Origin of the sequence: Cryptosporangium sp. NPDC051539, assembly GCF_044454545.1 — a bacterium.
GTDB lineage: Bacteria > Actinomycetota > Actinomycetes > Mycobacteriales > Cryptosporangiaceae > Cryptosporangium.
The window spans coordinates 114827-135095 of record NZ_JBITDV010000014.1 but is presented as its reverse complement, the minus strand read 5'-3'; the positions used below and the strand labels follow the sequence as shown (position 1 = coordinate 135095).

Below are 20269 nucleotides of genomic sequence, written 5' to 3'. Positions count from 1 at the left end.
TCACGAGCCGTTGGAGAGGTCGTTAGCGGTGTCGCTCATCGCCTTCACCGCCTGCTCGACGGTCTCGGAGCCGGCCGCCGCCGCGTGCAGGTGCGTGTAGACCGCGTTCGAGAACTTCGAATACCAGGCCGGAGCGCCCTCGGGGAAGACCGGCTTCGAGGTCTTCAGCAGTGCGGCCAGCTGGTCGCCGCCGATGAGCTTCCCGCCGGTGGCGAGCTTCTCCACCGCCGAGAGGTGCGACGGCAGCGCGTAGGACGCCCACGCCTTGTCGGGACCGTTGAGGCCGGCGAACTCCGCCTGCCGGTCGGAGTCGGTGAACCACTCGATGAACTTCGCCGCGGCCTTCGGGTACTTGGCCGTCTTCATGATGCCGACGCCGTCGGGGTTGCTCAGGTTCGCGGCCGGCGCGCTGGTGCCCGGCGTCGCGATGTACTGCACCTTGTTCACCACCGACGAGGAGTCCGGCACGTTGTAGAGCGTGCCGACCAGTCCCGAGTAGTCGGAGAACGTGCTGGCCACGGTGCCCCGCGCCATCAGCGTCTGCTCGCCCTGCGAGTCGGAGACGTTGATGTTGCCCGGGGGGACCAGGCCGTTCTTCAGCGCGTCGACCATCCACTTCGCGGCCTTGTAGCCGGGCGTGCTCGGGTCGGTGAACTGCGGCTTGCCCTTGCCGTCGAGGATCGTGCCGCCGAACGCGTTGGTGGCCTCGTACCAGTAGGTCGAGAGGCCCTCCGCGGCCGCGAACGGGATGTTCAGCGGGTACTTCACCGTGCCCGACGACTTGATCTTCTGCAGGGCGGCGGTGTACTCGTCCATCGTCTTCGGCGCCGGGTCGGCACCGGCCTTCTTGAACAGGTCGGTGTTGACCGTCGTCACCATGAACGACGCGTCGTAGGGAATACCCACGACGTGGTTCTGGTAGGTGAACGACGCCAGCTGCGGCATGTCGGCCTTCAGCGGGTCGGTCTTGACGTAGTCGTCGATCGGGTAGAACCAGCCGAGCTTGCCCAGCTCACCGACGCGCGACCAGTCGACGTCGGTCGCGTCGGCGAAGTACGTCTTGGCCGTGGCCGCGGCCGAGATCTTGGTCTGCAGGCTGTCCCAGTCGATGTTCACCCAGTTGACCTTGATGCCGGTCTCTTTGGTGAACGAGTCGAGCGCGGCCTTCGGCGGCGGGTCGGCGGCCAGCGCGACGTTGATCGTCACGTCGGTGTCCTTGTCCGACGGGGCGTTGCCGCCACCGCCGCAGGCCGCCGTCGCCAGGAGTGACAGGCCCAGCACCGCGGCAAGCGTGGGCGCCCGCCACCGGCCGGCGCGACGGGGGATCGACCTACGCATGGTGCCTCCTGCGATATTTGGCTGCTTCACAGCGTCCGGCTGCCTGGCAGCCCAGCCGAGATGCGCGTTGAGGGTTGCGCATCTGCACGTCATCGGATGCGCGATATTGCGCGATGAGGCCAGAACGTACTGCTGTCGAGCGTAAAGAGTCAACGATCATGTCGGTCCGCACGAAAGTGCGCAATCTCAGTTGCACGAATGCGCAAAGCCGGTCATTCCCTTTACAGTGGCGTAGTGCGGAAGGCTCCCCGACTTAACGCGATCCTCGAGCGGATCAACGACTCCCGCAGCGTCGACGTCGTCGACCTGGCCGGGATGCTCGGTGTGTCCGAGGCGACGATCCGCCGTGACCTGCAGTCGCTGAGCCGCAGCGGGCTACTCGTCCGCACGCACGGCGGGGCGATCGCCAACGACCTGGACGCGGAGATCCCGACGCAGATCAAGGCGGCGCGGCGGCAGACCGAGAAGTCACGGATCGGGCAGGCCGCGGCCGCGCTGGTGCCCGATGGCGCGGTGGTCGGAATGAGCGGCGGCACGACGACGCTCGAGCTCGCCCGGGCGCTGACCGGCAGGCAGCGGATCGCGATCGTCACGAACGCGCTGAACATCGGCTCGGACCTGATCGGCCGCGCGGGCCTGCACCTGGTCGTGATCGGCGGCGTCGCCCGGCCGTCCGGAGAGATGGTCGGGCCGGCCGCGGAGGCCATGCTCGGCAACTACCACCTCGACATGGCGTTCATCGGCGTCGACGGGCTGACCGCCGAGCACGGGTGCACGACCTACGACGAGATGGAAGCGCAGACCGACCGGGCGTTCCTCCAGCAGGCGTCGCGTGCGGTGGTGCTGGCCGACCACTCCAAGCTCGGGCTGGTGCGGTTCGCGCAGATCACCGGGCTGGCGAACATCGATCAGGTCGTCACCGACCGGGCCGCTCCGGCCGATCAGCTCGACAGTCTCCGCGCGGTCGGGGTGGACGTCCTCACAGTCTGACAGTCTCGGCTCATGCATCGCCACCCGACCGCTCACCCGAGCTCTCGCACCGACCACACCCGCACGGTGCCGTCCTCCCCCGCACTGGCGAGATAGTCGCTGCTGGCCCCGAACGCCAGCCCGTACACGGCGCCCTCGTGCCCAGTCAGCGGCGGCACCAACGCCGCGCCGGTGATCGGATCCCACACCTGCACGGAGCCGCTCTCGTCCCCGGTGGCCAGCGTCTGCCCGTCGCGGCTGAACGCCACCGCCAGCACGCCGTGGCCGACGTGCAGCACGTGACGCAGCGTCCAGCCGCCGGGCGCGGGCTGCCAGATCTGAGCCGATTCGTCCGCTCCGCCGCTGGCCAGCAACGGCTCGGTCGGGCTGAACGCCACCGAGTTCACCTCGGCGCCGTGGCCCTTGATCACACCCACGGTGGTCTCCGCCTCCACCACCACGACCGTGGATCCGAGCGCCTGGGCCAGCTGATGTCCGTCCGCGCTGAGCGACAGCGAACGTACCGTCGTACGGCGGGTCGCCGTCCAGATCAGCGGAAAGCCCGGCTTCGACGCGTCCCACAACCGGACCAGCCCGTGCTCGGTTCCCGCGGCGATGAAGGTGCCGACCGGCGAGGCCGCCAGCGCCAGGACGGAGTCCAGGCCCTCCGAGTTCAGCTGCCCGACCGGCCGCTGGTCGCGCACGTCCCAGAGACGGAGCTTGCCGTCCAGGCTCCCGCTGACGATCGTGCGGTCGTCCGCCAGGACGGCGACCGCGGTGACCGCGCTTTCCGGCACCCGGAACGGCACGGACAGTGGCTGTTGGTTCCGCAGGTTCCAGACCCGCACGGTCCCGTCGTCCCCGCCGCTGACCAGCGCGCCGCCCACCCGGCTGAACGCCACCGACCGCACCGGAGCCAGATGCCCGGTCAGCGCGAACAGCTGCCGCGGATCCGATCTGGTCGCCGGCCGCGATACCGGTACCGGCGGCGACCGCCTCAGGCGACCACTGTCGGCCAGGTCCCGAGGTGTCGGACGCCGTGCCGCCGCCCGTTCTCCGGACCGCGGCTCGTCACCCGTCGCCGCCGGCTTCAGGCGACGCACGAACCGGGGGCCGGGCAGGCGCCCGCCGCTCACGTCCTCCCGGTGCAGCCGCCGGACCCGCATCGGCACCGCGCACTCTTCCAGCAGCAGGGGGAACACCACCTTGCGCAGGTCGAGCGCATACTCCAATTCGTCCATCACCCAGTCGGACCCCACCGCCGCCGGGCTCAGTACCACGATCAGCCCGGCACACGCCTCGATCCGGCTCTGGATCACGGTCGAGAACCGCTCACCGACGATCAGCTGGAAATCCCACCACACCGGCACGGCCGCGTCCTCGAGGTGCGCCGCGAGCTTCTCGACATAGGACCGGTCGCTCCGGCTGTAACTGATGAAGAACAACCGTGCCCCCACCCGCCGATCGTCGGGGACTCAGTCTGCCCCCAACCGCGGGTCCGAGGTAGGGCTCACGCCCCGGTCAGGATGACGCTCTTCATCGACTCCAGCAACGCCACCACATCGGCCGGTGCCTTCGCCGGGGAGCCCGCGTCGTACGGCGGCTGGGGGTCGTACTCGATCCCCAACTGCACCGCCTGCGCGATCATGTCGTCCGACACGCGCCCGACCAGCGCCAGCGCACCTCGGCTCCGGGCGCCCGGCTGAGCACCTCGTACGGCCCCACCGCGTCCAGCGCGGTGAACTCCGGGTATCGCACGGCGCGCGAGCGCCTCGACGCTCAGGTCCTCGGCCGGGTGGTCGGCGATCCACTGCTGCACCTCGCGCAGCCGGGGCCGGTCGGCGAGTTGCGCCGACAGTTGTGTGCTGAACTGCGCCTGGTTGCCGGGACGGCGCAGGAACATCACCAGGTGCCGCGCGATCGTCAGCGCGGTCTCCCGGCCCAGGTCCTCCTCCACCAGCGCCAGCGCGAGATCGATCCGGGCGGTGACGCCGGCCGACGTCGACAGCGTGCCGTCGCGCACGAAGATCGGGTCGGGATCGACGCTGACGTCGGGAAACCGCCGCGCGAGCGCACCGCAGACCGACCAGTGGCTGGTCACCCGCCGTCCGGACAGCAGCCCGGCCTCGGCCAGCAGCAACGCACCGGTGCACACCGAGACCAGCCGGGTGGCGGCCGCTGCGTGCTCGCGCAGCCACTCCACGACCTGCGGGTCGGGCTCGCGCGTGCCCTGCCCGCCGGGCACCACCAGCGTGTGCGGCACCGCCGGTTCGCACCGGCGAAGACCTCCAGCGGACCACTCACGTCGATGCTCTGGAGGTCGTCGAACAGCACGAACAGCACGGTGCGCATGTCTTCAGCCTGGCGCCCGGCCCCCACGGCAGCAACGTCCTCCTTCCCACCCTTCCGGACATGCCATGGTGGGTGGATGAGCGTGCTGATCATCGGCGCCGGCCTCGGCGGCCTGTGCCTGGCCCAGGGCCTCCAGCGCCACGGCATCGACGCCACCGTCTTCGAGCGCGACGCCTCTCTGACGGCCCGGCCCCAGGGCTACCGCCTGCACGTCGACAGCCGCGCCGACGACGCCCTCCGGCAATGCCTGCCGCCCGACCTCCACGACCGGTTCCGCGCCACGACCAGTCGGCCGAGCACCCGCATCACGGTGCTCTCCGAGCAGCTGCGCACGCTCAAGGTGATCGAGGCCCCGCCGGGTTTCAGCACGTCGGTCGACCGGCTCACGCTCCGCGAGATCCTTCGGACCGGACTGCGGGACCTGCGCTTCGGCTCCCACTACACCCACTACGAACGTCTGGCGGACGACAGACCGCGCGCCCATTTCGCCGACGGCACCACCGCCGACGGCGACTACCTCGTCGGCGCCGACGGCATCGGCTCGACGGTCCGGGGCCAGTACCTCCCGCACGCGGAGATCGTCGACACCGGCACCCGCTGCGTCTACGGCCGCACGCCGCTGGCCGTCGTCGAAAACGACCTGCCGGCCCCGCTCTGGGACGGCTTCTGCCCGGTCACCGACCGCCGGAAGCTCGGCCTGGCCCTGGGCATCGTCCAGACGATCAGCGAGAACTACGTGATGTGGAGCCTCTCCACCCAGGAAGACATCCCTCGGGGCAAGAGCCCGGCCGAACTGCACGCCCTCGTCAGCGAACGCCTCCGCACCTGGCACCCGACGCTGCGCCGCCTGATCCAGGAGGCCACCGTCGAGGCGACGTTCGCGATCGGAATCCGCACGTCGGTGCCGGTCGAGCCCTGGACACCGAGCCGGGTCACACTCCTCGGCGACGCCATCCACGCGATGCCGCCGTCGCAGGGCTCCGGCGCCAACCTGGCGCTGTTCGACGCCGCGCGGCTCTGCACCCAGCTCACCGCCGAGGATCCCTCGATCGGCGACTACGAGGACGTTCTGCGCCGCGTCGGCTTCGCCGCCGTCCGGGCGTCCCGTGACGCCGCCCGCGGCCGCGGGTTCTACCGGTTCCTCCGCTGGGCGACCAGCGGCAGGTAGACCTCGTCGACGATCTCGATCAGGACGTCGTCCGGCGCGCTGGTGACGCCCTTGGTGACGAACTCGTTCCGTAGCAGGACGATCGCCACGGTCGCCACCCGCGGGTGCAGCGCCTCCGGGGCGGCCTCGCCCCGCGCCACCGCGCGCCCGACGATCACCAGCCAGGTCGCGGCCGGCTCCCCCGTCCGGTCGGGGGACAGCTGCGCCAGGAGATTCGGCGCCCCGCCCGCCGCCGCCATCAGTTCCCGCAGAATCGCGCCGAGCGGCGACGCCAGGTACCGGTTCGCGCGCCGCAGCATCTCCAGTGCGTCGTCACGGAGGCTGCCGGTGTCGGGCGGCTGGATCGCCGCGGTCATCTGCCGGTACGCGGCGACGCCCAGCGCCAGCCGGTCGGGCCAGCGCCGGTAGATCGCGTTCTTGTTCGTGCCGGCCCGCTGCGCGACCCGGTCCATGGTCAGCGCCGCGAAGCCGGACTCGGTCAGCTCCTCCACCGCCGCACGCAAGATCGCCTCTTCCAGCGCCGCACCCCGCCGCCGGGTCTGCCTTTCCATGCTCACCTTCGATCCGTTAAGGTACTGCCAGTACCCTAGTTAGGAGAACTCGTGCGCGCCAAGGGAATCACATACGACACCGGCTGGGTTCGCTACGGAGCCAACTCACTCCCGACGTTCGACCCCGGCCGGGTCGCGAGCGACCTTCAACTCATCCGCGACGAGCTGCACTGCAATGCCGTCCGCATCACCGGAGGGGACGCCGGGCGTATCGACACGGCCGCGAGCATCGCGGTCGACCTCGGCCTCGAGGTCTGGTACTCGCCGTACCCACTGGACCTCCCGCAGGACGAGATCCTGACGCTCTTCGCCGACTGCGCCGAACGGGCCGAGAAGCTCCGCCGTCGGGGCGGCGAGATCGTGTTCGTCGCCGGGGCCGAGCTCACGCTGATGTGCCCTGGCTTCCTGCCCGGCGAGACGTTCCACGACCGGATCGCCCCGCTCGTCGGCCGCGACCCGCAGATGCCTCAGCTCATCGAGACCGCCTCGGCCCGCCTCAAGTCGTTCTTCGAGTCGGCCGTACCGCTCATCCGCGAACGTTTCGGCGGCCAGGTCACGTACGCGTCCATTCAGCTCGATCGAGTCGACTGGGCGCCGTTCGACCTCATCTCGATCGACCTCTACCGCACGGCCGAGATCGCCGACCAGCTTCCGGCCGGCGTCCGCACCTACGCGTCGATGGGCAAGCCACTGGCGATCACCGAGTTCGGTTGCGCCACGTTCGAGGGCGCGCGCGACCGCGGCGCGCAGGGGCTCGAGATCGTCGAGTACGACGACGAGACCGGCGTGCCGCTACGGCTCGACGGCGACTACACCCGCGACGAGGCCGGTCAGGCCGAGACGATCGCCGAACTGCTGGAGATCTTCGAGGCCGAGGGCGTCGACTCCGCGTTCGTGTTCCTGTTCGCGCTCCACGACCACCCGCACCGTCCCGGCGGTCATCCGCGCTACGACCTCGACCTGGCCAGCTACGGTATCGTCCGGGTGCTCGAGAACCAGCCCGTGCCGTGGACGCCGAAAGCGGCGTTCGGCACGATCGCGGACCTCTACGCCAGAGCGTGACGCTCGGCGAACGCCGACAGCTGGTCGAGCTGCTCGTCGAGCTCGCCCGACGGGTTCACGACCAGCCGGGTCACTCCGGCGTAGGCCTCGAGCCGGTCGGGCGTCAGCTCGACGCTGCCCCAGCGCGTGTACTCGAGCGTGTCCGGATCGCGACCGGCCTCTTCGGCCGACGAACGGACGAGCTCCCACCGGGCCGCGATCTCGTCGGGAGGCCCGCCGCCGGGAAAGTACCCGTCGCCCCGTGCGCCCGCGCGGCGGGCCGCCGGGCGGCTCGAGCCGGCCACGTGGATGGGCAGGATCGCCCCCTCGTACGGCTTCGGGTAGACGCAGACATCGTCGAACGCGAAAAACCGCCCGCGGAACGTGACGCCGTCCGCGTCGCCGCCCCAGAGCAGCCGCAGCGCGTCGATCGCCTCGTCGGCGCGACGGCCGCGGCTCGCGAAGTCGACTCCCATCGCGTCCGCCTCGCCGGGCAGTGACCCCAGCCCGACCGTGAGCAGGCGCATCCGTCCCCGCGACAGCGCGTCGATCGTGGCCAGTCGCTTGGCCAGCACGATCGGGTGCTGGTAGGGCAGCAGGAGCACGGCCGTGCCGAGCACGATCCGCTCGGTGGCCGCCGCGACGAACGACAGCACGTCGAGCGGGTCGGCGACCGCCAGCGTCGTCGGCAACTCGTTCCCGTAGACGGATGCTCCCGGGTAGAGGACCAAGTGCTCCGGAACGTACAGCGACTCGAACCCGCACGCCTCGGCGTGCTGCGCGAACCGGATCAATCGTCCGGGATCCATGCCCTGAGCTGCAGTGTTGTAAGCGACGCCGAATTCCACGGCTCGACGCTAAACCCTGCCGTCGGCGTCAACGCCAGGCCAGCGCGTCCCCGACGGCAGCCCCACTCGTGCGCGGCGGCCGGCCACCACGACGCGATCCGGCCCGAGGCTCCGCCCGCCTACAGTGGAGAAATGCGGCGAATAGGCGCCCCGCTCGTGTTACCCGCAGCCGGACTGACCTTCCTGATCGCCGTCGGTTCGGCCATCCGCGGCTTGCTCCTCCTGTTCGACAGCATCGGCCTGGACCAAAGCTCCCCGCTGGGCACGCTCCAAGCCTGGATCCTCGGCCTCGGCCTCGCGGCGGCCGTCGTGGTGACCACCGTGCTCACCGTCGCCGTGGTCAAGCTGGGGGGCAGCTTCTGGATCATCGTCACCGCATTCATCGGGCTGGCCCTGTGCACGGTCCCGCTGTACTGCCGGGACACCACGATCGACGTCACCCGAACCGGCTTCCACCGGGCGCACTACCGGTTCGACAGCCGCGATTTCCGGATCTACAACGGCACCGGCGGGCCGATCACGGTCTGCGTCGGCACGAACGGCCGGTGCGCTGCCGACGCCGACGCGCTGAGAGCTCCGGGCCGCCGCATCGGCCCGGGTGAGGTGGCCCGGATCGACTGGCCGACCGGCCGCACCGGCGACCTGACGCTGACGATCGTGCGGCCACCCGCCTCGATGAGCCGCCCCGGCACCCGCCTGACGATCGACGAGCCCCCGAAGTCCGACAACGATCCGCCCGACTACCAGCCGCCACCGTTCCAGCCCCCGCCACCGATACCGGGCTACCCGATCCCCCTCCGCTGAGTCGCGCCATCCAGGAACTCGAGGCGGTTACCCACCGCGTCGGTCGTGTGGAACCGGCGGCGGCCCGGGATCTCGCGGGGATCGGCCCAGGTCACCGGCTGTCCGGCGGCGGTCAGAACGGCCGCGACGGCATCGACGTCGACGACGAACGCCGGGTGCGCTTTGCGCGCCGGCCGGAAGTCGGGCTCGACGCCGACGTGCAGCTCGCCGCCTCCCGGCACGGCGAACCAGCAGCCCCCGCGCGCCGCCAGCAACGGCGGCTTCGGCAGCTCGTCCCAACCGAGCACGCCGGCATAGAACTCCCGGACCCGACCTTCGCTCCCGGCCGGACACGACACCTGCACGTGATCGATCACAGTACGATCGTACGGCTTCCGGCCCGACTGTCGCGAAGCGAACGTTCCGGCCGTCACCGCGCCGAACGATTCCCACCCCGATCGGCGGCAATCTGATGGCACACGGGGAACACACCCCGACCACGATCTTCGGAGGCTGGACGACATGAGCGGCTGCTACGACTACGACTACTCGTACGACTGCAACGACAACTACGACTACGACTGCCGCCCGCGTCGGCGCCACCACCGCAAGCACTACAACGACTGCTGGGACTACAGCTACTGCAACTGATCTCCCGAGAAGCGAAGGCCCGGAGCGCGAGAGCGCCCCGGGCCTCTTCGTGTGCGGCCTCAGGCACGGACGGCGAACAGCTCGTCGATCCGGCCGAGGAACTCCCGCAGGTTCTGCTCGGTGGTCAGCTCCCGCGCCTCCGCGACGGTCAGCCACCTCAGCGCGGCGTCCGCTTTTTCCGGGCGGACGTCATCCGGGGTACCGGTGGCCAGCACGAACCGGACGTCGGCGTGCTCGTGCCCCGGCTCGTCGCCCCGGGCCGCGACCGGTACCACGACGACGTGCCGCAGCGACGCGTCCGGCCAGGGCGCCAGGTCGGTCAGGCCGGTCTCCTCGCGGCCCTCGCGCAGCACGATCTCGAGCGGATCCGTCTCACCGGGGTCGGCGTGACCACCCACTTGGAGCCAGGCCTGCTGCCTGGCGTGCCAGCGCAACAACACCCGACGGGTCGGCGGATGCACGACCAGAGCCGACGCGGTCACGTGCAGGGCCGACGCCCTCGTCCAGGGGTCGTCACTCCGGGCGACCGCGATCGCGCGCGACACGTCCGCGGTCTGCGGGCGATAGCCCTCCAGCAGCGCTACTAGTGAAGACACCCGCCCGATCCTGCCCTACCGGGCCACGCGCTGCGCGAAGTGCCACCGGTGCCCCTCGACGTCGAGCGCCTCGTACCTCCGGTCTCCCCAGAACATCTCTTCCAGCGGGGCCACGATCCGCGCCCCCTCCTCCCGGGCCCGCCGGTAATGCGCGTCCACGTCCGGCACGTACACGTTGAGCATCGCGGTCGGTGCCCCCAGCTCCGCCGGGCTGTGCAGCCCGTGCCGCTGTTCACCGGAGCGCCCGATCATCACGACCCCGTCACCGATCTCGAGCCACGCCAGCATTCCGTCCGGGTGCTCCATACGTGACTCCCTGCGCTCGACCAGTCCGAACACCCGGGTCAGGAAATCCAGGGCGGCCCTCTCGTCCGCATAGGCCAGACGGGGGTGGATCGACGGCATCGGCCGGTGCACGACCTCGCCGCCGGCGAGCGCCGACAGGAGGCGCGCCTTTCCGCGGGCCAGGACCTCCGGATCCGGAGGATCGTCCGGCAGCACCCGGTCGGGCCGGGACCGGCGCAGCGGTTCCAGGTCATCGGTCACGACTCGACCCCCTCGGTCAGGCGCGCGCGGGCCCGGTTCAGGCGGGAGCGCACCGTCCCGACCGGCACGTCGAGCGCGAACGCGATCTCCTCGTAGCTCAGCTCCTCCCAGGCGAACAGCAGCAACGCCTGCCGCTCGCCCTCGGGCAGCGCTTCCAGCGCGTCGAGCACCCGGGGCCAGAGCGCGTCCGCGTCGGCCACCGCCACGGCCCGATCGGCCGGATCCTCGACCGGCACGGCCGAGAGCCGGGCCATCGCGCGCAGGCGCCGCGCCTCGCTGCGGTGGTGCTTGGCCACCAGGTTCGCGGCGATCCCGTACAGCCACGGCCGGACCTCGCCCCGGCTCGGATCGAACGTCTCACGCCGCTCGAACGCGATGCGGAACACCTCTCCCAACAGGTCTTCGGCCTCGGCCGGCCGGACCCTCCGAGCCAAGAAGCGCAGCAGCGACGACCCGTGCTGGTCGAAGAGCTCCGCGACGTCCATACCTGGTTCTCTCCCGATCGCGGGGTCCCGGTTCGCGAACCCGTCGGACGCTACGGGAAAGAACAATTCATGCGCGTCTTTCGAATCATGCCGAACTTGCCGGTGGCCGACATCGAGGCGGCGAAAAGCTTCTACACGGACTTCCTCGGGCTGACGAACGAGGACTTCAACCTGGGCTGGGTCGCCCGGTACACGTCGCCGGACGGCGAGGCGATCGTCCAGCTGGTCACCCGGGACGCGACCGCGCCGGTGGACTCGGCGGTCTCCGTCCACACGTCCGACGTCGAAGAGGCCTACGCGGACGCGCAGCGGCGCGGCTACGAGATCGTGAAGCCGCTGACGACGGAGCCGTGGGGCGTGCGGCGGTTCTTCGTGCGGGCGCCGGACGGGACCGTCCTGAACATCGCCCACCACGACAGCTGACGCAGAGGGTCAGCTCACGTACCAGGGTCGGCCGGCGGCTTCGCGGGCCAGGGCCAGGCACCGGGTCTGGCGAGCGTCGAGCTCGGGCATCGACGCCGCGTCGAACCACGCGACCTCCACCGACTCGTCGTCGTTCACACGGGCCTCGCCGCTGACGAACCGGCAGCGGAACGCGACGTCGAGCCAGTAGACCTGATCGCCGTTCGGCAGCACCTTGAGCGGCATTCCCTCGACCGACACCAGCCGCTCGACCACCGCGACCACGGCCGTCTCCTCGAACGTCTCCCGCACCGCGCACGCCGCGGGCTGCTCGCCGGGCTCGAGGCACCCGCTCACGAGCGCCCAGGTCCCGTCGTCCGACCGGCGGGTGAGCAGCACGCGGTCGTGCGGGTCGAGCACGACGGCCGTGACCCCGGTCAGCGGCAGCGGATCCTGCCCGATCTTCGAGCGCAGTTCGACGATGAAGTCCGGAATTGGCACGACCCGACCTTACGGCGACGCCCGGGCTCGCATCGGCCGGAATCCGTTGGAAAAGGCGACCCACCCCTGCTTGCATGGGCGCATGGTGTCCACCGAGCATCTCCTGGCGTTCGCAGCGATGTCGTTCGTGCTGATCATCGTCCCGGGGCCCAGCGTCCTGTTCGTGATCGGGCGGGCGCTCGCGCAGGGGCACCGGGCCGCGCTCACCACCGTCGCCGGCAACTCGCTCGGGTGTTACGTGCTGATCGCCGCGGTCGCGTTCGGCATCGGGTCGATCGTCGAGCGCTCGGTGCTCGTGTTCACGATCCTGAAGCTCGCCGGGGCCGCGTACCTGATCTACCTGGGCGTCAAGGCCTGGCGTCGACGCCGCTCGCTGCAGGCCGCGTTCGCCGGGGCCGATGCGCCGCGCGGTGCCCTGCGCACGTTCGGCGAGGGGTTCACGGTCGGTGTGTCCAACCCGAAGACGATCGTGTTCTTCGCGGCCGTGCTGCCCCAGTTCGTCGACCGGGGACAGGGGCACGTCGCCACACAGATGCTGATCCTCGGCCTCGTCTTCACGCTCATGGCGCTGACCTGCGACGGCATCTGGGGCCTGGCCGCGTCCACGGCCCGGGACTGGTTCGCGCGCTCACCCCAGCGCCTCTCCATGATCGGAGGCATCGGCGGTCTGACGATGATCGGCCTAGGAGTAACCGTCGCCGCCACCGGCCGCAAGGACTGACGGCTCCTGCGTGTCCGCGGCCACCTCGAGGGCGGCCCGGACGAAGGCGGCCACGGCCGGCGAGTGGGAGTCGGCCGGCCAGGCGACGGCCAGCGTCGACGGGGCCAGGTCGGTGACCTCCCGGTAGGCGAGACCGGGCCGTGCGTGCCGACGGGCCAGCGACACCGGCAGGAACCAGACGAGGCTCCCGACCTCCACCAGGCTGAAGATCTGAGCCAGGTCGCGCTGCGGCCGCGCCGGCGGGAGCCGCAGCAACCCGCCACCGCCGGCGTCGGTCCCGTCCGGCAGCAGGCGCCCGGCCAGGTCGGCCAGCGCCAGCGACGTCCGGGCCGCCAGCGGATCGTTCGCCGCCAGCACGACCACCCGTGCCTCGGTCAGCAGCGGCTCCAGGTCGAGGCCCGGCTCCTCGGGCGGAAGCCAGAGCAACGCGACGTCGGCCCGGCCCTCGCGCAGGGCGGGCGCCTGCTCTCCGCGTCCGCCCATGAGCAGTTCGACCGGCCGGGCCGACGGGTCACGTTCGAACAACGCGAGCATCCGCGGCAGCAGGCCGCCGTCGTAGTCGGCTTTGAACGCCAGGCGCAGCCGAGGTTCCGACCGGCCCGCGTTCCGCGCCCTCCTGCCGGCCGCCTCGACCGCTTCCAGCGCGGTCCGGGCGTCGCCGAGCAGCGTCTCACCCGCGGACGTCAGCGCGACCTGACGGGTCGTCCGCTCCAGTAGCTGCACGCCGAGCTGCCGCTCGATCTCCCGGATCGCGCGCGACAGCGGCGGCTGCGCCATCCCGAGCCGCTCCGCGGCCCGCCCGAAGTGCAGTTCCTCGGCGACGGCGACGAAGTACCGCAGCTGCCGGACTTCCAGGTCACCCATACCGCCAGGGTATCAATTGCCCCGCCAATCGGTCCTTCAGCACACGATCGAGGACTCCGTCAGCTCAGTGCGTCGAAGACGACCTCGGCCCGGTCACGGCGGCTCGCCAGGTCCGCCGCCGCGTCCGCGAGCTCGTCCGGATCCAGCGTCGGGAGGCCATCGCCGACCGCGGCCACTGCGGCGCGGTGGACGTCTCCGCGCTCGACGAGACCGCCGATGACGATCGCGCCGGCCTGGACGCCGGTGCCGGCCAGGGCCGCGTTGAGCGTGAGCGCGTACGTCCGCACCGCGGCCGACGCGGGTGCCAGCGCCCCGATCATCGGCAGCGGGACGACCGCGCTGAGCCCGGCCACGTACAGCAGGGTCCCGGATCCGCGCTCGATCATGCCGGGCAGCACCAGCCCGGTCAGGTCGACCGCGGGCCGGACCGTCGTGCGGACGGCCTCGTCGAGATCCTCGGCTCCGATCTGGAGGATCGGCGCCGGTCGCGCAGCCGGATCGGCGGCGCCCGGCCCGTAGTACAGCACGCCGATCGGCCCGAGCCGTTCGGTCACCGACTCCACCGCGGCCCGAGCCCGGGCCGGATCGGCAATGTCCGCCGCGACGGCCACGGCCTCGATGCCCTCGGCCCGCAACGAGCTCAGGTAGCCGCCGTGGCGTTCCTGGTTCCGCGAGATCAACGCGACCGGACGTCCCTCGCGCCCGAACCGGTGCGCGATCGAAAGGCCCAGTCCGGGACCGGCTCCGACAATCAGAATGGGTTCCACGAGCACCACTGTCGCCGCCGCCCGAGACGCCCGGAAGAAGGCACTTCGATGTCCGGTAGGAACACCGTTGTTAGTTCCCTGCCTGCGCGGGTTCCCCTCGCCGACTACGAGGCCTGCCCGGTGACGGAGGTCTTCCGCCGCTTCGGCGACAAGTGGACGCTCGTCACGCTGATGCTGCTCTCCCAGCGGACGCACCGGTTCAACGAGCTGCAGCACCGGATCGAGGGCATCAGCCAGCGCATGCTCACCCGGACGCTGCGGGGGCTGGAGTCCGACGGCCTGGTGCTGCGCACGGTGCACCCGACCGTGCCGCCGTCGGTGGAGTACTCGCTGACGCTGTCCGGGCGAGATCTGCTCGGACCCATCTCGGCGATCGCGACCTGGGCCACCACGGGGGCGACCGCCGAAACCCCGGGATGAGTCGCGCTCGGCCCGCCAGCCCGTCGCGAATGGACCGGCGAATCCCGCGGTCCGCCGGAGTCATGCCCCCTCAGTACCCCTGGACGGCCGGCGTCAGTACCTCGATGCACCACTGGCGGAACGTCGTCGGGGTGCTGTTCTCGCGCGTGCGCACGACCGCGGAGTCCAGCCCGTCGTTCTTGGCCAGCGCCATGTCGAGGTAGGCCTGCGCCATCGGCTCGGAGTTCCCGTTCTTCGACATCGTCGCCTTGAACGCCTCACCCGGGACCTGCTGGTAGCGCACCGGGCGTCCGAGCACGTCGGAGATGATCTCGGCCATCTGGTCGAACGTGATGTCCTCGGGGCCGAGCACCGGCACCTCCTCGGATCCCGTCCAGGACTCGTCGAGGAGCAACCGCGCCGCGACCGCGGCGATGTCCCGGGTCGCCACCATCGGCACCGGCATGTCCGGCCGTGACGGCCCGAAGAACGCGCCCTGCGTCGCGATCGCGCCGGCCTGCCGGATCGTGTTGTCCATGAACGACGGCATGGTCAGGGCCCGGTACGGCACGCCGGTGGCCGTGATCAGGTCGTCCATGGCGAGCGTCGCGGTGACGTGACCGGCCCGCCCGGCGACGGCCGTTCCGCGGCCCAGCGCCGAGATGCCCACCACCCGGCCGACGCTCTTCATCGCCGCGATCCCGGCCTGCGCGAAGCCGGAGTACGCGTCGGATACGCTCGCTGCCTGCCTGTCCGCCGGCACCAGCCAGAACACCGCGGAAGCCCGGTCGAACGCCTCGTCCACGACGTCCGCGTCACGATGGGAACCACGGACGACCTCGACCCGGTCGAGAACGCCCGGCGCGAGCCGGGCCGGGTCACGCGCGATGACGCGCACCGGCGCACCGGCGTCGAGCAGGTCTTGCACCAACTGGCCGCCGATGTTTCCGGTCGGAGAAGTAATGACGATCATGCGCCCAGTCAACGTGCGTCCGGCGCGAACCGGAAAGACCGACTTCGACGCCATTGAGACCGTGCCGGTATCAATCCCGCAGGCGGTCGTCGTCGTCCTCACCGCGCTGTCGCTCACCCGGGCCACGCGCTGTTACCGCCGGGTGGCGGCGTAGGACTACGGTTCCCGGCATGGCCAAGAAGACTGTGTTGCTCCTGACCGCACTGGGTATCGCCGCAACCGCCGTCGCGGTGTTCGTCGCGCGCCGGCGGGAGGAGCAGGAGCTCCTCGACAGCGGAGTGCTGCCGCTGGAGTACGGCGCCGAGCCCATTCTGGACTCGGTTTCCGAAGAACGCTGAGAAGCTGCCGATCGGTTAGTGCCAATCGCTGATCTGCGCGTCGTCGGGGGCCGGGCGGCCGCGCCCCACCCAGCGCACGGTCCCGGACGGATCGAGCTCCTTGACCGTCAGGTCGAACCCGCCGACGTCGCCGAACTGGAGGATCAGCCGGCCGTCCTCCGTCGTGGTGTCGCGCGTCCACCAGCCGGCCAGCCCGTCCGTCGTGGCGATCGCGCGGTAGACGTCGTCGAGCAGGGCGACCACGCCGACCCGGTGCAGGATGTCAGCCATCAGAACTCCTTCGTGGAAATCGCCTGACTGCTCCTCGATAGCAACCTTTGGTTGCGCATGAACGTACCCGACACCCGCGATACGCAACCTTTAGTTGCAGAACGCGCGATCGACGTTCGGGGAGCTCGGGCCTAGTCTGCTCGGCATGGTGTTCTGGCAGCTGACGATCAACGCGCAGGATCCTGCCCGGCTGGCCCGGTTCTGGGCCGAGGCGCTGGGGTTCTCGCCGGCGCCCCCCGCGACGCCCGACACCCCGTGGAACCGGCACTACCGGTCACGCCTGGGCGACCGCACCGCGTTCGAAGACCGCATCTTCGACCCCGAGGGACTCCGGCCACCGATCTGGTTCCAGCCGACGTCCGAGGCCGCGCCCGGCCCCAACCGGCTCCACCTCGACCTCTACCCGACCGAGCGGGACGCCTCGCTGCCCCAGCCCCGCCTGGTCGAGATCGTCGACACCCGGGTCGCCGAACTGGTGGCGCTGGGCGCCTCGGTGGACCACCGGGTCAGCTCGGACGACCCCGAAGACCCGTACTACTGGGTCGTGATGCACGACCCCGAAGGCAACGAGTTCTGCGTCAGCTGACGCCGCCGGTCGTCGCTCCGGTCTCGCGTCCGTCGCCTCGGACCGGATTCAACCGGAGAGTGGTCTCCGCCGCCGCGTCCCCCACCATCCGATCCACCGATCCCGGCCCGTAGTGCCCGTACTTGGCCGCGTACGCGTTGTCGACCTCCGCCCGCAGCAACTCCCCGACCTCGTCGACGAGCACGTCCGACACCAGCCCCGGCACCCGGACCCGTGCACGCCCGGCGGCGACCGCGCCCCCGTACCAGCCGGTCGCCCGCCGGTACCAGGTCCGCACGAACACCTGCCCGCCCGTGCTCACGGCCCAGATCGGAACCCACCGCTCCCGAACCGCGATCTCCAGCTCCTGGGCCCGGCCGATCAGCCCCAGCGCCTCCGCGGACCACGTCTGCATGATCAACCGCCTCTTGGTCTACGCCTTGCGTGCCGCGATCTGAATCAGGTTCCCGCAGGTGTCGTCGAAGACGGCGGTCACGACCGGCCCCATGTCCACCGGCTCCTGCGTGAACACCACGCCGAGCCCCCGCAGCCGCTCGAACTCGGCCTGCACGTCGTCGACCCCGAACGACGTGAACGGGATCCCGTCCGCGACCAGCGCCTCCTTGAACGGCCGGGCCGCCGGGTGCTCGCTCGGTTCGAGCAGCAGTTCGACCCCGTCGGACTGCTCCGGCGACACCAGCGTGAGCCAGCGGTGCTCGCCCATCGGAATGTCGTCCTTCACCCGGAACCCGAGTACGTCGGTGTAGAAGTGCTCCGCCTTCGCCTGGTCGTCCACCAACACGCTGGTGATCACGATCTTCACGGTTGCCTACTCTCCTCGGAGTCGAGAGGCCACCGTTCGACGATGGCCCGTAGCGGCGACGTGTCGAGGCGGTGGTACTTGTACCGCCCCTCTCGCCTGGTAGTGACCAGGCCGGCCCCCTCGAGCACGTCGAGATGCTGCGAGATCGCCTGCCGGGTCGAGTTCAACCCGTGTTTCATGGTCAGCCGACCGCAGATCTCGAAGAGCGTCTGATCGTCCCGTTCACGCAGCTCATCGAGGATGGCGCGGCGCGTCGGATCGGCCAACGCCTTGAACACGTCCGCCACGCGGCCCACGATAGGCAAGCACCCACTTGCCTGTCAACGGGAGGCCCTGCTGGCGACCCTGCTAGCCCTCCGAGACGATTCCCAGTTCCCGCAGGCTCGTTGCCGAATCGACGATCGTCGATTCGAGCTCGCGCGGACGCCAGCCGAGCGCCCGGGCGCGGTCGTTGTGGATGATCGGGCGTGGCAGGTCGTCGCCGGGCGCCTCGGACGCGGGCACCCGCGTGGCCCCGAGCCGCCGCGCCAGCACCTGGCCCACCTCCAGGAAACTCGTCGTCGGCCCGTCCGCCACGGCCAGGATGCGCTTCCCGGCCGCCTCCGGCGCGGCCATCGCCAGGATCTCCAGCGACGCCACGTCCCGCACGTCGACGACGCCCATCCGCGCCCTCGGCGCCACCGGCATCGTGCCCTCGAGCATCGCCTTGATCAGGTACATCGACGACCCCAGCCGGGTGGTCAGCGTCGGCCCGAGAATGAACGTCGGGTTCACCACCACCAGCTCCGTGTCGCCCAGCTCGAAGTCCCACGCCGCCCGTTCCGCGACCACCTTCGACCGCGGATACACCGCCAGCCCGGGCTGGTCGGGGTCGGTCCAGTCGTCTTCGGTGAACTCCGCGCCGGGCTTCGGCGTGTATCCGACCGCCGCGAACGACGACGTCAGCACGACCCTCCTGGCACCCGCGTCGCGCGCGGCCCGCAGCACCCGCACCGTGCCCTCCCGCGCCGGGACGATCAGCTCGTCCGGGTCGTCCGGCTGCTCGACCGGGATCGGCGAGGCGACGTGATAAACCTCGTCGCACCCGGCCACGGCGCTCGCCCAGGCGTCGTCCGACTCCAGTTCGGCCACCACGACCGGCAGGTCGTGGTCGGCGACGCCACCGCGGCGGATTGCCGCGCGCAGGTCCGCCGACCGGTCCGACGACCTGACCGTGGCGCGGACCGGCTGCCCCTTCCGCAGCAGGGCAGCGATCAGTTGCGTACCGACATAGCCGGATCCACCGGTAACCAGTGCTGTGTTCATACCGAAAGAATTCGCCGCTCCCCGCCGCACAGCGAGTGGCCCGCTTGTCGTAGGACTGCCAGGACCAGGGAATTCACCCCCGGTCGGCGATCATCACCGGGCTGTGACGCAGCGACAACTCCCGCCGCACGACCAGGCCCAGCTCCGCCGCGACCTCGACCAGATCGATGTCGGCCACGGCCCCGAAACCGTGACGCGAGAGCAGCGACGCCATCTCCGTCGGCGTCCACGTCGATCGCCACGGTTCGTCCCGCCAGACACTCGCCCGCCCGGTCGACCGGGCCACCGCCCGCGCCACCAACCGGCCCAGCGCCATCCCGCGCCCGGGCGTCTGGAAGTTCACCACGAGCCGGCTGCCGGCCGCCGAGCATCCCGCGATCACGCCCACGGTCGCCTCGACCTGTGCCGGGGTGAGGTACGGCACCACGCCCTCCCACACCCAGACCGTCGCGAGTTCGGGCCGGTGCCCGGCGGCCGCCAGCGCCGCGTCCAACCGGTCGGCCCGGAAGTCGACCGGGACGAACACCGGCGGCTCGCCCTCCAGCGGCGCGCAGCGACGCCGCTTGTCTTCCTGCGACGCCGGCTGATCCACCTCGTACACCGCGCGCCCGGACAGCAACCGCCAGGCCCGCCCGTCCAGCCCCGCGCCCAGGATCACCACCTGAGGCGCCTCGCAGGCCCGAACCGCGTCGTCGATCGCCACCGTCCGCGCCGCCATCAGCTCCGACGTCCCGAGCACGGTTTCGTAGTCGATGCGCTGCGCCCACGGCCGCGGCACGGCACCGTCGCGCACCCACTGCACCGGCTCCCGCTCGTCCGGGCGGAGCAGCACCCACGCCGTCGGATCGGCGAACCGGCCCACCGCGAGGCGACCGTCCGCGGCGGCCCGGCCCTGACAGACCTGCACCGCGGTCCGGCTCGCCTTCAGCGGCTCCGCCACGAGCACCTACCCCTGTGAATTGAACTTCGAGCCCGCACGTCCGTCGAGTCCCTACGGACGAGGTACACGACAC

At 70.9% G+C, this 20269-nt stretch carries 29 protein-coding genes and 2 pseudogenes; 11 read left to right on the top strand and 20 right to left on the bottom strand.

Annotated features, from left to right (window positions below):
• A complete protein-coding gene (locus ACIBZJ_RS35960) occupies positions 1-1338 on the bottom strand; it encodes an extracellular solute-binding protein (RefSeq protein ID WP_395937798.1) in 1338 nt (445 codons plus the stop codon).
• A gap of 234 nt (positions 1339-1572) precedes the next feature.
• Here ACIBZJ_RS35960 and ACIBZJ_RS35955 point away from each other — a divergent pair, with 234 nt between their 5' ends.
• A complete protein-coding gene (locus ACIBZJ_RS35955) occupies positions 1573-2328 on the top strand; it encodes a DeoR/GlpR family DNA-binding transcription regulator (RefSeq protein WP_395937796.1) in 756 nt (251 codons plus the stop codon).
• Positions 2329-2360: 32 nt separating this feature from the next.
• Here the strand turns inward: ACIBZJ_RS35955 and ACIBZJ_RS35950 are convergent, their stop codons facing one another.
• The 3 genes and pseudogenes from ACIBZJ_RS35950 to ACIBZJ_RS35940 all read right to left on the bottom strand — a co-directional run.
• Positions 2361-3764 (bottom strand): toll/interleukin-1 receptor domain-containing protein, encoded by a 1404-nt coding sequence (locus ACIBZJ_RS35950; RefSeq protein WP_395937794.1) that lies wholly within the window; start codon positions 3762-3764, stop codon positions 2361-2363.
• 211 nt (positions 3765-3975) lie between these two features.
• Positions 3976-4065 (bottom strand): annotated as a pseudogene (locus ACIBZJ_RS35945) (DJ-1/PfpI family protein); the annotation flags it as partial.
• 250 nt (positions 4066-4315) lie between these two features.
• A pseudogene (locus ACIBZJ_RS35940) lies at positions 4316-4552 on the bottom strand (DJ-1/PfpI family protein); the annotation flags it as partial.
• 183 nt (positions 4553-4735) lie between these two features.
• On the opposite strand from ACIBZJ_RS35940, the gene ACIBZJ_RS35935 reads away from it, so the two are divergent.
• A complete protein-coding gene (locus ACIBZJ_RS35935) occupies positions 4736-5827 on the top strand; it encodes an FAD-dependent oxidoreductase (RefSeq protein ID WP_395937792.1) in 1092 nt (363 codons plus the stop codon).
• On the opposite strand, the gene ACIBZJ_RS35930 is transcribed toward ACIBZJ_RS35935, so the two are convergent.
• A complete protein-coding gene (locus ACIBZJ_RS35930; protein WP_395937790.1) occupies positions 5791-6378 on the bottom strand; it encodes a TetR/AcrR family transcriptional regulator in 588 nt (195 codons plus the stop codon). The genes ACIBZJ_RS35935 and ACIBZJ_RS35930 overlap by 37 nt on opposite strands.
• Positions 6379-6429: 51 nt before the next feature.
• Here ACIBZJ_RS35930 and ACIBZJ_RS35925 point away from each other — a divergent pair, with 51 nt between their 5' ends.
• The gene (locus ACIBZJ_RS35925) at positions 6430-7440 is read left to right on the top strand and encodes a hypothetical protein (protein WP_395937788.1); all 1011 of its coding nucleotides are present in this window, start codon (positions 6430-6432) and stop codon (positions 7438-7440) included.
• Here the strand turns inward: ACIBZJ_RS35925 and ACIBZJ_RS35920 are convergent.
• Positions 7425-8267, bottom strand: coding sequence for an LLM class F420-dependent oxidoreductase (locus ACIBZJ_RS35920; RefSeq protein ID WP_395937786.1), 843 nt, complete (start codon positions 8265-8267; stop codon positions 7425-7427). The two genes, ACIBZJ_RS35925 and ACIBZJ_RS35920, sit on opposite strands and share 16 nt — an antisense overlap.
• A gap of 132 nt (positions 8268-8399) precedes the next feature.
• On the opposite strand from ACIBZJ_RS35920, the gene ACIBZJ_RS35915 reads away from it, so the two are divergent.
• The gene (locus ACIBZJ_RS35915) at positions 8400-9071 is read left to right on the top strand and encodes a hypothetical protein (RefSeq protein ID WP_395937784.1); all 672 of its coding nucleotides are present in this window, start codon (positions 8400-8402) and stop codon (positions 9069-9071) included.
• On the opposite strand, the gene ACIBZJ_RS35910 is transcribed toward ACIBZJ_RS35915, so the two are convergent.
• Positions 9050-9427 (bottom strand): glyoxalase, encoded by a 378-nt coding sequence (locus ACIBZJ_RS35910; RefSeq protein WP_395937782.1) that lies wholly within the window; start codon positions 9425-9427, stop codon positions 9050-9052. The two genes, ACIBZJ_RS35915 and ACIBZJ_RS35910, sit on opposite strands and share 22 nt — an antisense overlap.
• Positions 9428-9572: 145 nt before the next feature.
• Here ACIBZJ_RS35910 and ACIBZJ_RS35905 point away from each other — a divergent pair, with 145 nt between their 5' ends.
• Positions 9573-9701, top strand: a complete 129-nt coding sequence (locus tag ACIBZJ_RS35905; protein WP_395937780.1) for a hypothetical protein — start codon at positions 9573-9575, stop codon at positions 9699-9701.
• A gap of 59 nt (positions 9702-9760) precedes the next feature.
• Here ACIBZJ_RS35905 and ACIBZJ_RS35900 read toward each other — a convergent pair whose 3' ends face one another.
• The 3 genes from ACIBZJ_RS35900 to ACIBZJ_RS35890 are packed head-to-tail and all read right to left on the bottom strand — an operon-like array spanning position 9761 to position 11328.
• Positions 9761-10306 (bottom strand): NUDIX hydrolase, encoded by a 546-nt coding sequence (locus tag ACIBZJ_RS35900; RefSeq protein ID WP_395938144.1) that lies wholly within the window; start codon positions 10304-10306, stop codon positions 9761-9763.
• 6 nt (positions 10307-10312) lie between these two features.
• On the bottom strand, positions 10313-10843 hold the full coding sequence (locus tag ACIBZJ_RS35895) for a VOC family protein (protein WP_395937778.1): 531 nt from the start codon (positions 10841-10843) through the stop codon (positions 10313-10315).
• Complete coding sequence (locus ACIBZJ_RS35890; RefSeq protein ID WP_395937776.1) at positions 10840-11328, bottom strand: RNA polymerase sigma factor; 489 nt, start codon at positions 11326-11328, stop codon at positions 10840-10842. The genes ACIBZJ_RS35895 and ACIBZJ_RS35890 overlap by 4 nt, the downstream gene beginning before the upstream one ends.
• A gap of 69 nt (positions 11329-11397) precedes the next feature.
• Between ACIBZJ_RS35890 and ACIBZJ_RS35885 the strand changes: the two genes are divergently transcribed.
• Positions 11398-11751, top strand: coding sequence for a VOC family protein (locus ACIBZJ_RS35885; RefSeq protein ID WP_395937774.1), 354 nt, complete (start codon positions 11398-11400; stop codon positions 11749-11751).
• Positions 11752-11760: 9 nt separating this feature from the next.
• Here ACIBZJ_RS35885 and ACIBZJ_RS35880 read toward each other — a convergent pair whose 3' ends face one another.
• Entirely contained in the window at positions 11761-12231 is a 471-nt protein-coding gene (locus ACIBZJ_RS35880) for an NUDIX hydrolase (RefSeq protein WP_395937772.1), read from the bottom strand.
• 82 nt (positions 12232-12313) lie between these two features.
• On the opposite strand from ACIBZJ_RS35880, the gene ACIBZJ_RS35875 reads away from it, so the two are divergent.
• Positions 12314-12952, top strand: coding sequence for a LysE family translocator (locus ACIBZJ_RS35875; RefSeq protein ID WP_395937770.1), 639 nt, complete (start codon positions 12314-12316; stop codon positions 12950-12952).
• On the opposite strand, the gene ACIBZJ_RS35870 is transcribed toward ACIBZJ_RS35875, so the two are convergent.
• Positions 12914-13816, bottom strand: a complete 903-nt coding sequence (locus ACIBZJ_RS35870; protein ID WP_395937768.1) for a LysR family transcriptional regulator — start codon at positions 13814-13816, stop codon at positions 12914-12916. The genes ACIBZJ_RS35875 and ACIBZJ_RS35870 overlap by 39 nt on opposite strands.
• A gap of 59 nt (positions 13817-13875) precedes the next feature.
• Positions 13876-14583 carry an SDR family NAD(P)-dependent oxidoreductase gene (locus ACIBZJ_RS35865; RefSeq protein WP_395937766.1) on the bottom strand — a complete coding sequence of 236 codons (708 nt, stop codon included), beginning with the start codon at positions 14581-14583 and terminating at the stop codon, positions 13876-13878.
• A 48-nt stretch (positions 14584-14631) separates the two neighbouring features.
• On the opposite strand from ACIBZJ_RS35865, the gene ACIBZJ_RS35860 reads away from it, so the two are divergent.
• Positions 14632-15003: a winged helix-turn-helix transcriptional regulator gene (locus ACIBZJ_RS35860; protein WP_395937764.1), complete on the top strand. Its 372-nt coding sequence runs from the start codon at positions 14632-14634 to the stop codon at positions 15001-15003.
• A 70-nt stretch (positions 15004-15073) separates the two neighbouring features.
• Here ACIBZJ_RS35860 and ACIBZJ_RS35855 read toward each other — a convergent pair whose 3' ends face one another.
• On the bottom strand, positions 15074-15955 hold the full coding sequence (locus ACIBZJ_RS35855) for an NAD(P)H-binding protein (RefSeq protein WP_395937762.1): 882 nt from the start codon (positions 15953-15955) through the stop codon (positions 15074-15076).
• Between ACIBZJ_RS35855 and ACIBZJ_RS35850 the strand changes: the two genes are divergently transcribed.
• Both ACIBZJ_RS35850 and ACIBZJ_RS35845 read left to right on the top strand, forming a co-directional pair.
• The gene (locus tag ACIBZJ_RS35850) at positions 15954-16109 is read left to right on the top strand and encodes a hypothetical protein (protein ID WP_395937760.1); all 156 of its coding nucleotides are present in this window, start codon (positions 15954-15956) and stop codon (positions 16107-16109) included. The two genes, ACIBZJ_RS35855 and ACIBZJ_RS35850, sit on opposite strands and share 2 nt — an antisense overlap.
• A gap of 16 nt (positions 16110-16125) precedes the next feature.
• On the top strand, positions 16126-16293 hold the full coding sequence (locus ACIBZJ_RS35845) for a hypothetical protein (RefSeq protein ID WP_395937758.1): 168 nt from the start codon (positions 16126-16128) through the stop codon (positions 16291-16293).
• Positions 16294-16308: 15 nt separating this feature from the next.
• On the opposite strand, the gene ACIBZJ_RS35840 is transcribed toward ACIBZJ_RS35845, so the two are convergent.
• Positions 16309-16563: a hypothetical protein gene (locus tag ACIBZJ_RS35840; RefSeq protein WP_395937756.1), complete on the bottom strand. Its 255-nt coding sequence runs from the start codon at positions 16561-16563 to the stop codon at positions 16309-16311.
• A 145-nt stretch (positions 16564-16708) separates the two neighbouring features.
• On the opposite strand from ACIBZJ_RS35840, the gene ACIBZJ_RS35835 reads away from it, so the two are divergent.
• Complete coding sequence (locus tag ACIBZJ_RS35835) at positions 16709-17149, top strand: VOC family protein (RefSeq protein WP_395937754.1); 441 nt, start codon at positions 16709-16711, stop codon at positions 17147-17149.
• Here ACIBZJ_RS35835 and ACIBZJ_RS35830 read toward each other — a convergent pair.
• The 5 genes from ACIBZJ_RS35830 to ACIBZJ_RS35810 form a co-directional block, all read right to left on the bottom strand.
• Entirely contained in the window at positions 17142-17543 is a 402-nt protein-coding gene (locus tag ACIBZJ_RS35830; protein WP_395937752.1) for a DUF2255 family protein, read from the bottom strand. The two genes, ACIBZJ_RS35835 and ACIBZJ_RS35830, sit on opposite strands and share 8 nt — an antisense overlap.
• Positions 17544-17561: 18 nt before the next feature.
• Positions 17562-17951 (bottom strand): VOC family protein, encoded by a 390-nt coding sequence (locus ACIBZJ_RS35825; RefSeq protein ID WP_395937750.1) that lies wholly within the window; start codon positions 17949-17951, stop codon positions 17562-17564.
• Positions 17948-18247, bottom strand: coding sequence for an ArsR/SmtB family transcription factor (locus ACIBZJ_RS35820; RefSeq protein ID WP_395937748.1), 300 nt, complete (start codon positions 18245-18247; stop codon positions 17948-17950). Before ACIBZJ_RS35820 ends, ACIBZJ_RS35825 begins: the two co-directional genes overlap by 4 nt.
• A gap of 52 nt (positions 18248-18299) precedes the next feature.
• Positions 18300-19256: an NAD-dependent epimerase/dehydratase family protein gene (locus ACIBZJ_RS35815; protein WP_395937746.1), complete on the bottom strand. Its 957-nt coding sequence runs from the start codon at positions 19254-19256 to the stop codon at positions 18300-18302.
• Positions 19257-19329: 73 nt separating this feature from the next.
• Positions 19330-20196 (bottom strand): class I SAM-dependent methyltransferase, encoded by an 867-nt coding sequence (locus ACIBZJ_RS35810; RefSeq protein WP_395937744.1) that lies wholly within the window; start codon positions 20194-20196, stop codon positions 19330-19332.
• Between the last annotated feature and the right edge of the window lie 73 nt (positions 20197-20269).

What these genes read in the sequence shown, in the direction of transcription:
- ACIBZJ_RS35855 (WP_395937762.1), bottom strand. Translation starts at nt 15,955, where the DNA reads ATGATCGTCATTACTTCTCCGACCGGAAACATCGGCGGCCAGTTGGTG.
- ACIBZJ_RS35835 (WP_395937754.1), top strand. Translation starts at nt 16,709, where the DNA reads ATGGTGTTCTGGCAGCTGACGATCAACGCGCAGGATCCTGCCCGGCTG.
- ACIBZJ_RS35845 (WP_395937758.1), top strand. Translation starts at nt 16,126, where the DNA reads ATGGCCAAGAAGACTGTGTTGCTCCTGACCGCACTGGGTATCGCCGCA.
- ACIBZJ_RS35930 (WP_395937790.1), bottom strand. Translation starts at nt 6,378, where the DNA reads ATGGAAAGGCAGACCCGGCGGCGGGGTGCGGCGCTGGAAGAGGCGATC.
- ACIBZJ_RS35935 (WP_395937792.1), top strand. Translation starts at nt 4,736, where the DNA reads ATGAGCGTGCTGATCATCGGCGCCGGCCTCGGCGGCCTGTGCCTGGCC.
- ACIBZJ_RS35875 (WP_395937770.1), top strand. Translation starts at nt 12,314, where the DNA reads ATGGTGTCCACCGAGCATCTCCTGGCGTTCGCAGCGATGTCGTTCGTG.
- ACIBZJ_RS35840 (WP_395937756.1), bottom strand. Translation starts at nt 16,563, where the DNA reads ATGGCTGACATCCTGCACCGGGTCGGCGTGGTCGCCCTGCTCGACGAC.
- ACIBZJ_RS35830 (WP_395937752.1), bottom strand. Translation starts at nt 17,543, where the DNA reads ATGCAGACGTGGTCCGCGGAGGCGCTGGGGCTGATCGGCCGGGCCCAG.
- ACIBZJ_RS35860 (WP_395937764.1), top strand. Translation starts at nt 14,632, where the DNA reads ATGTCCGGTAGGAACACCGTTGTTAGTTCCCTGCCTGCGCGGGTTCCC.
- ACIBZJ_RS35960 (WP_395937798.1), bottom strand. Translation starts at nt 1,338, where the DNA reads ATGCGTAGGTCGATCCCCCGTCGCGCCGGCCGGTGGCGGGCGCCCACG.
- ACIBZJ_RS35885 (WP_395937774.1), top strand. Translation starts at nt 11,398, where the DNA reads ATGCGCGTCTTTCGAATCATGCCGAACTTGCCGGTGGCCGACATCGAG.
- ACIBZJ_RS35905 (WP_395937780.1), top strand. Translation starts at nt 9,573, where the DNA reads ATGAGCGGCTGCTACGACTACGACTACTCGTACGACTGCAACGACAAC.
- ACIBZJ_RS35890 (WP_395937776.1), bottom strand. Translation starts at nt 11,328, where the DNA reads ATGGACGTCGCGGAGCTCTTCGACCAGCACGGGTCGTCGCTGCTGCGC.
- ACIBZJ_RS35915 (WP_395937784.1), top strand. Translation starts at nt 8,400, where the DNA reads ATGCGGCGAATAGGCGCCCCGCTCGTGTTACCCGCAGCCGGACTGACC.
- ACIBZJ_RS35850 (WP_395937760.1), top strand. Translation starts at nt 15,954, where the DNA reads ATGCGCCCAGTCAACGTGCGTCCGGCGCGAACCGGAAAGACCGACTTC.
- ACIBZJ_RS35815 (WP_395937746.1), bottom strand. Translation starts at nt 19,256, where the DNA reads ATGAACACAGCACTGGTTACCGGTGGATCCGGCTATGTCGGTACGCAA.
- ACIBZJ_RS35870 (WP_395937768.1), bottom strand. Translation starts at nt 13,816, where the DNA reads ATGGGTGACCTGGAAGTCCGGCAGCTGCGGTACTTCGTCGCCGTCGCC.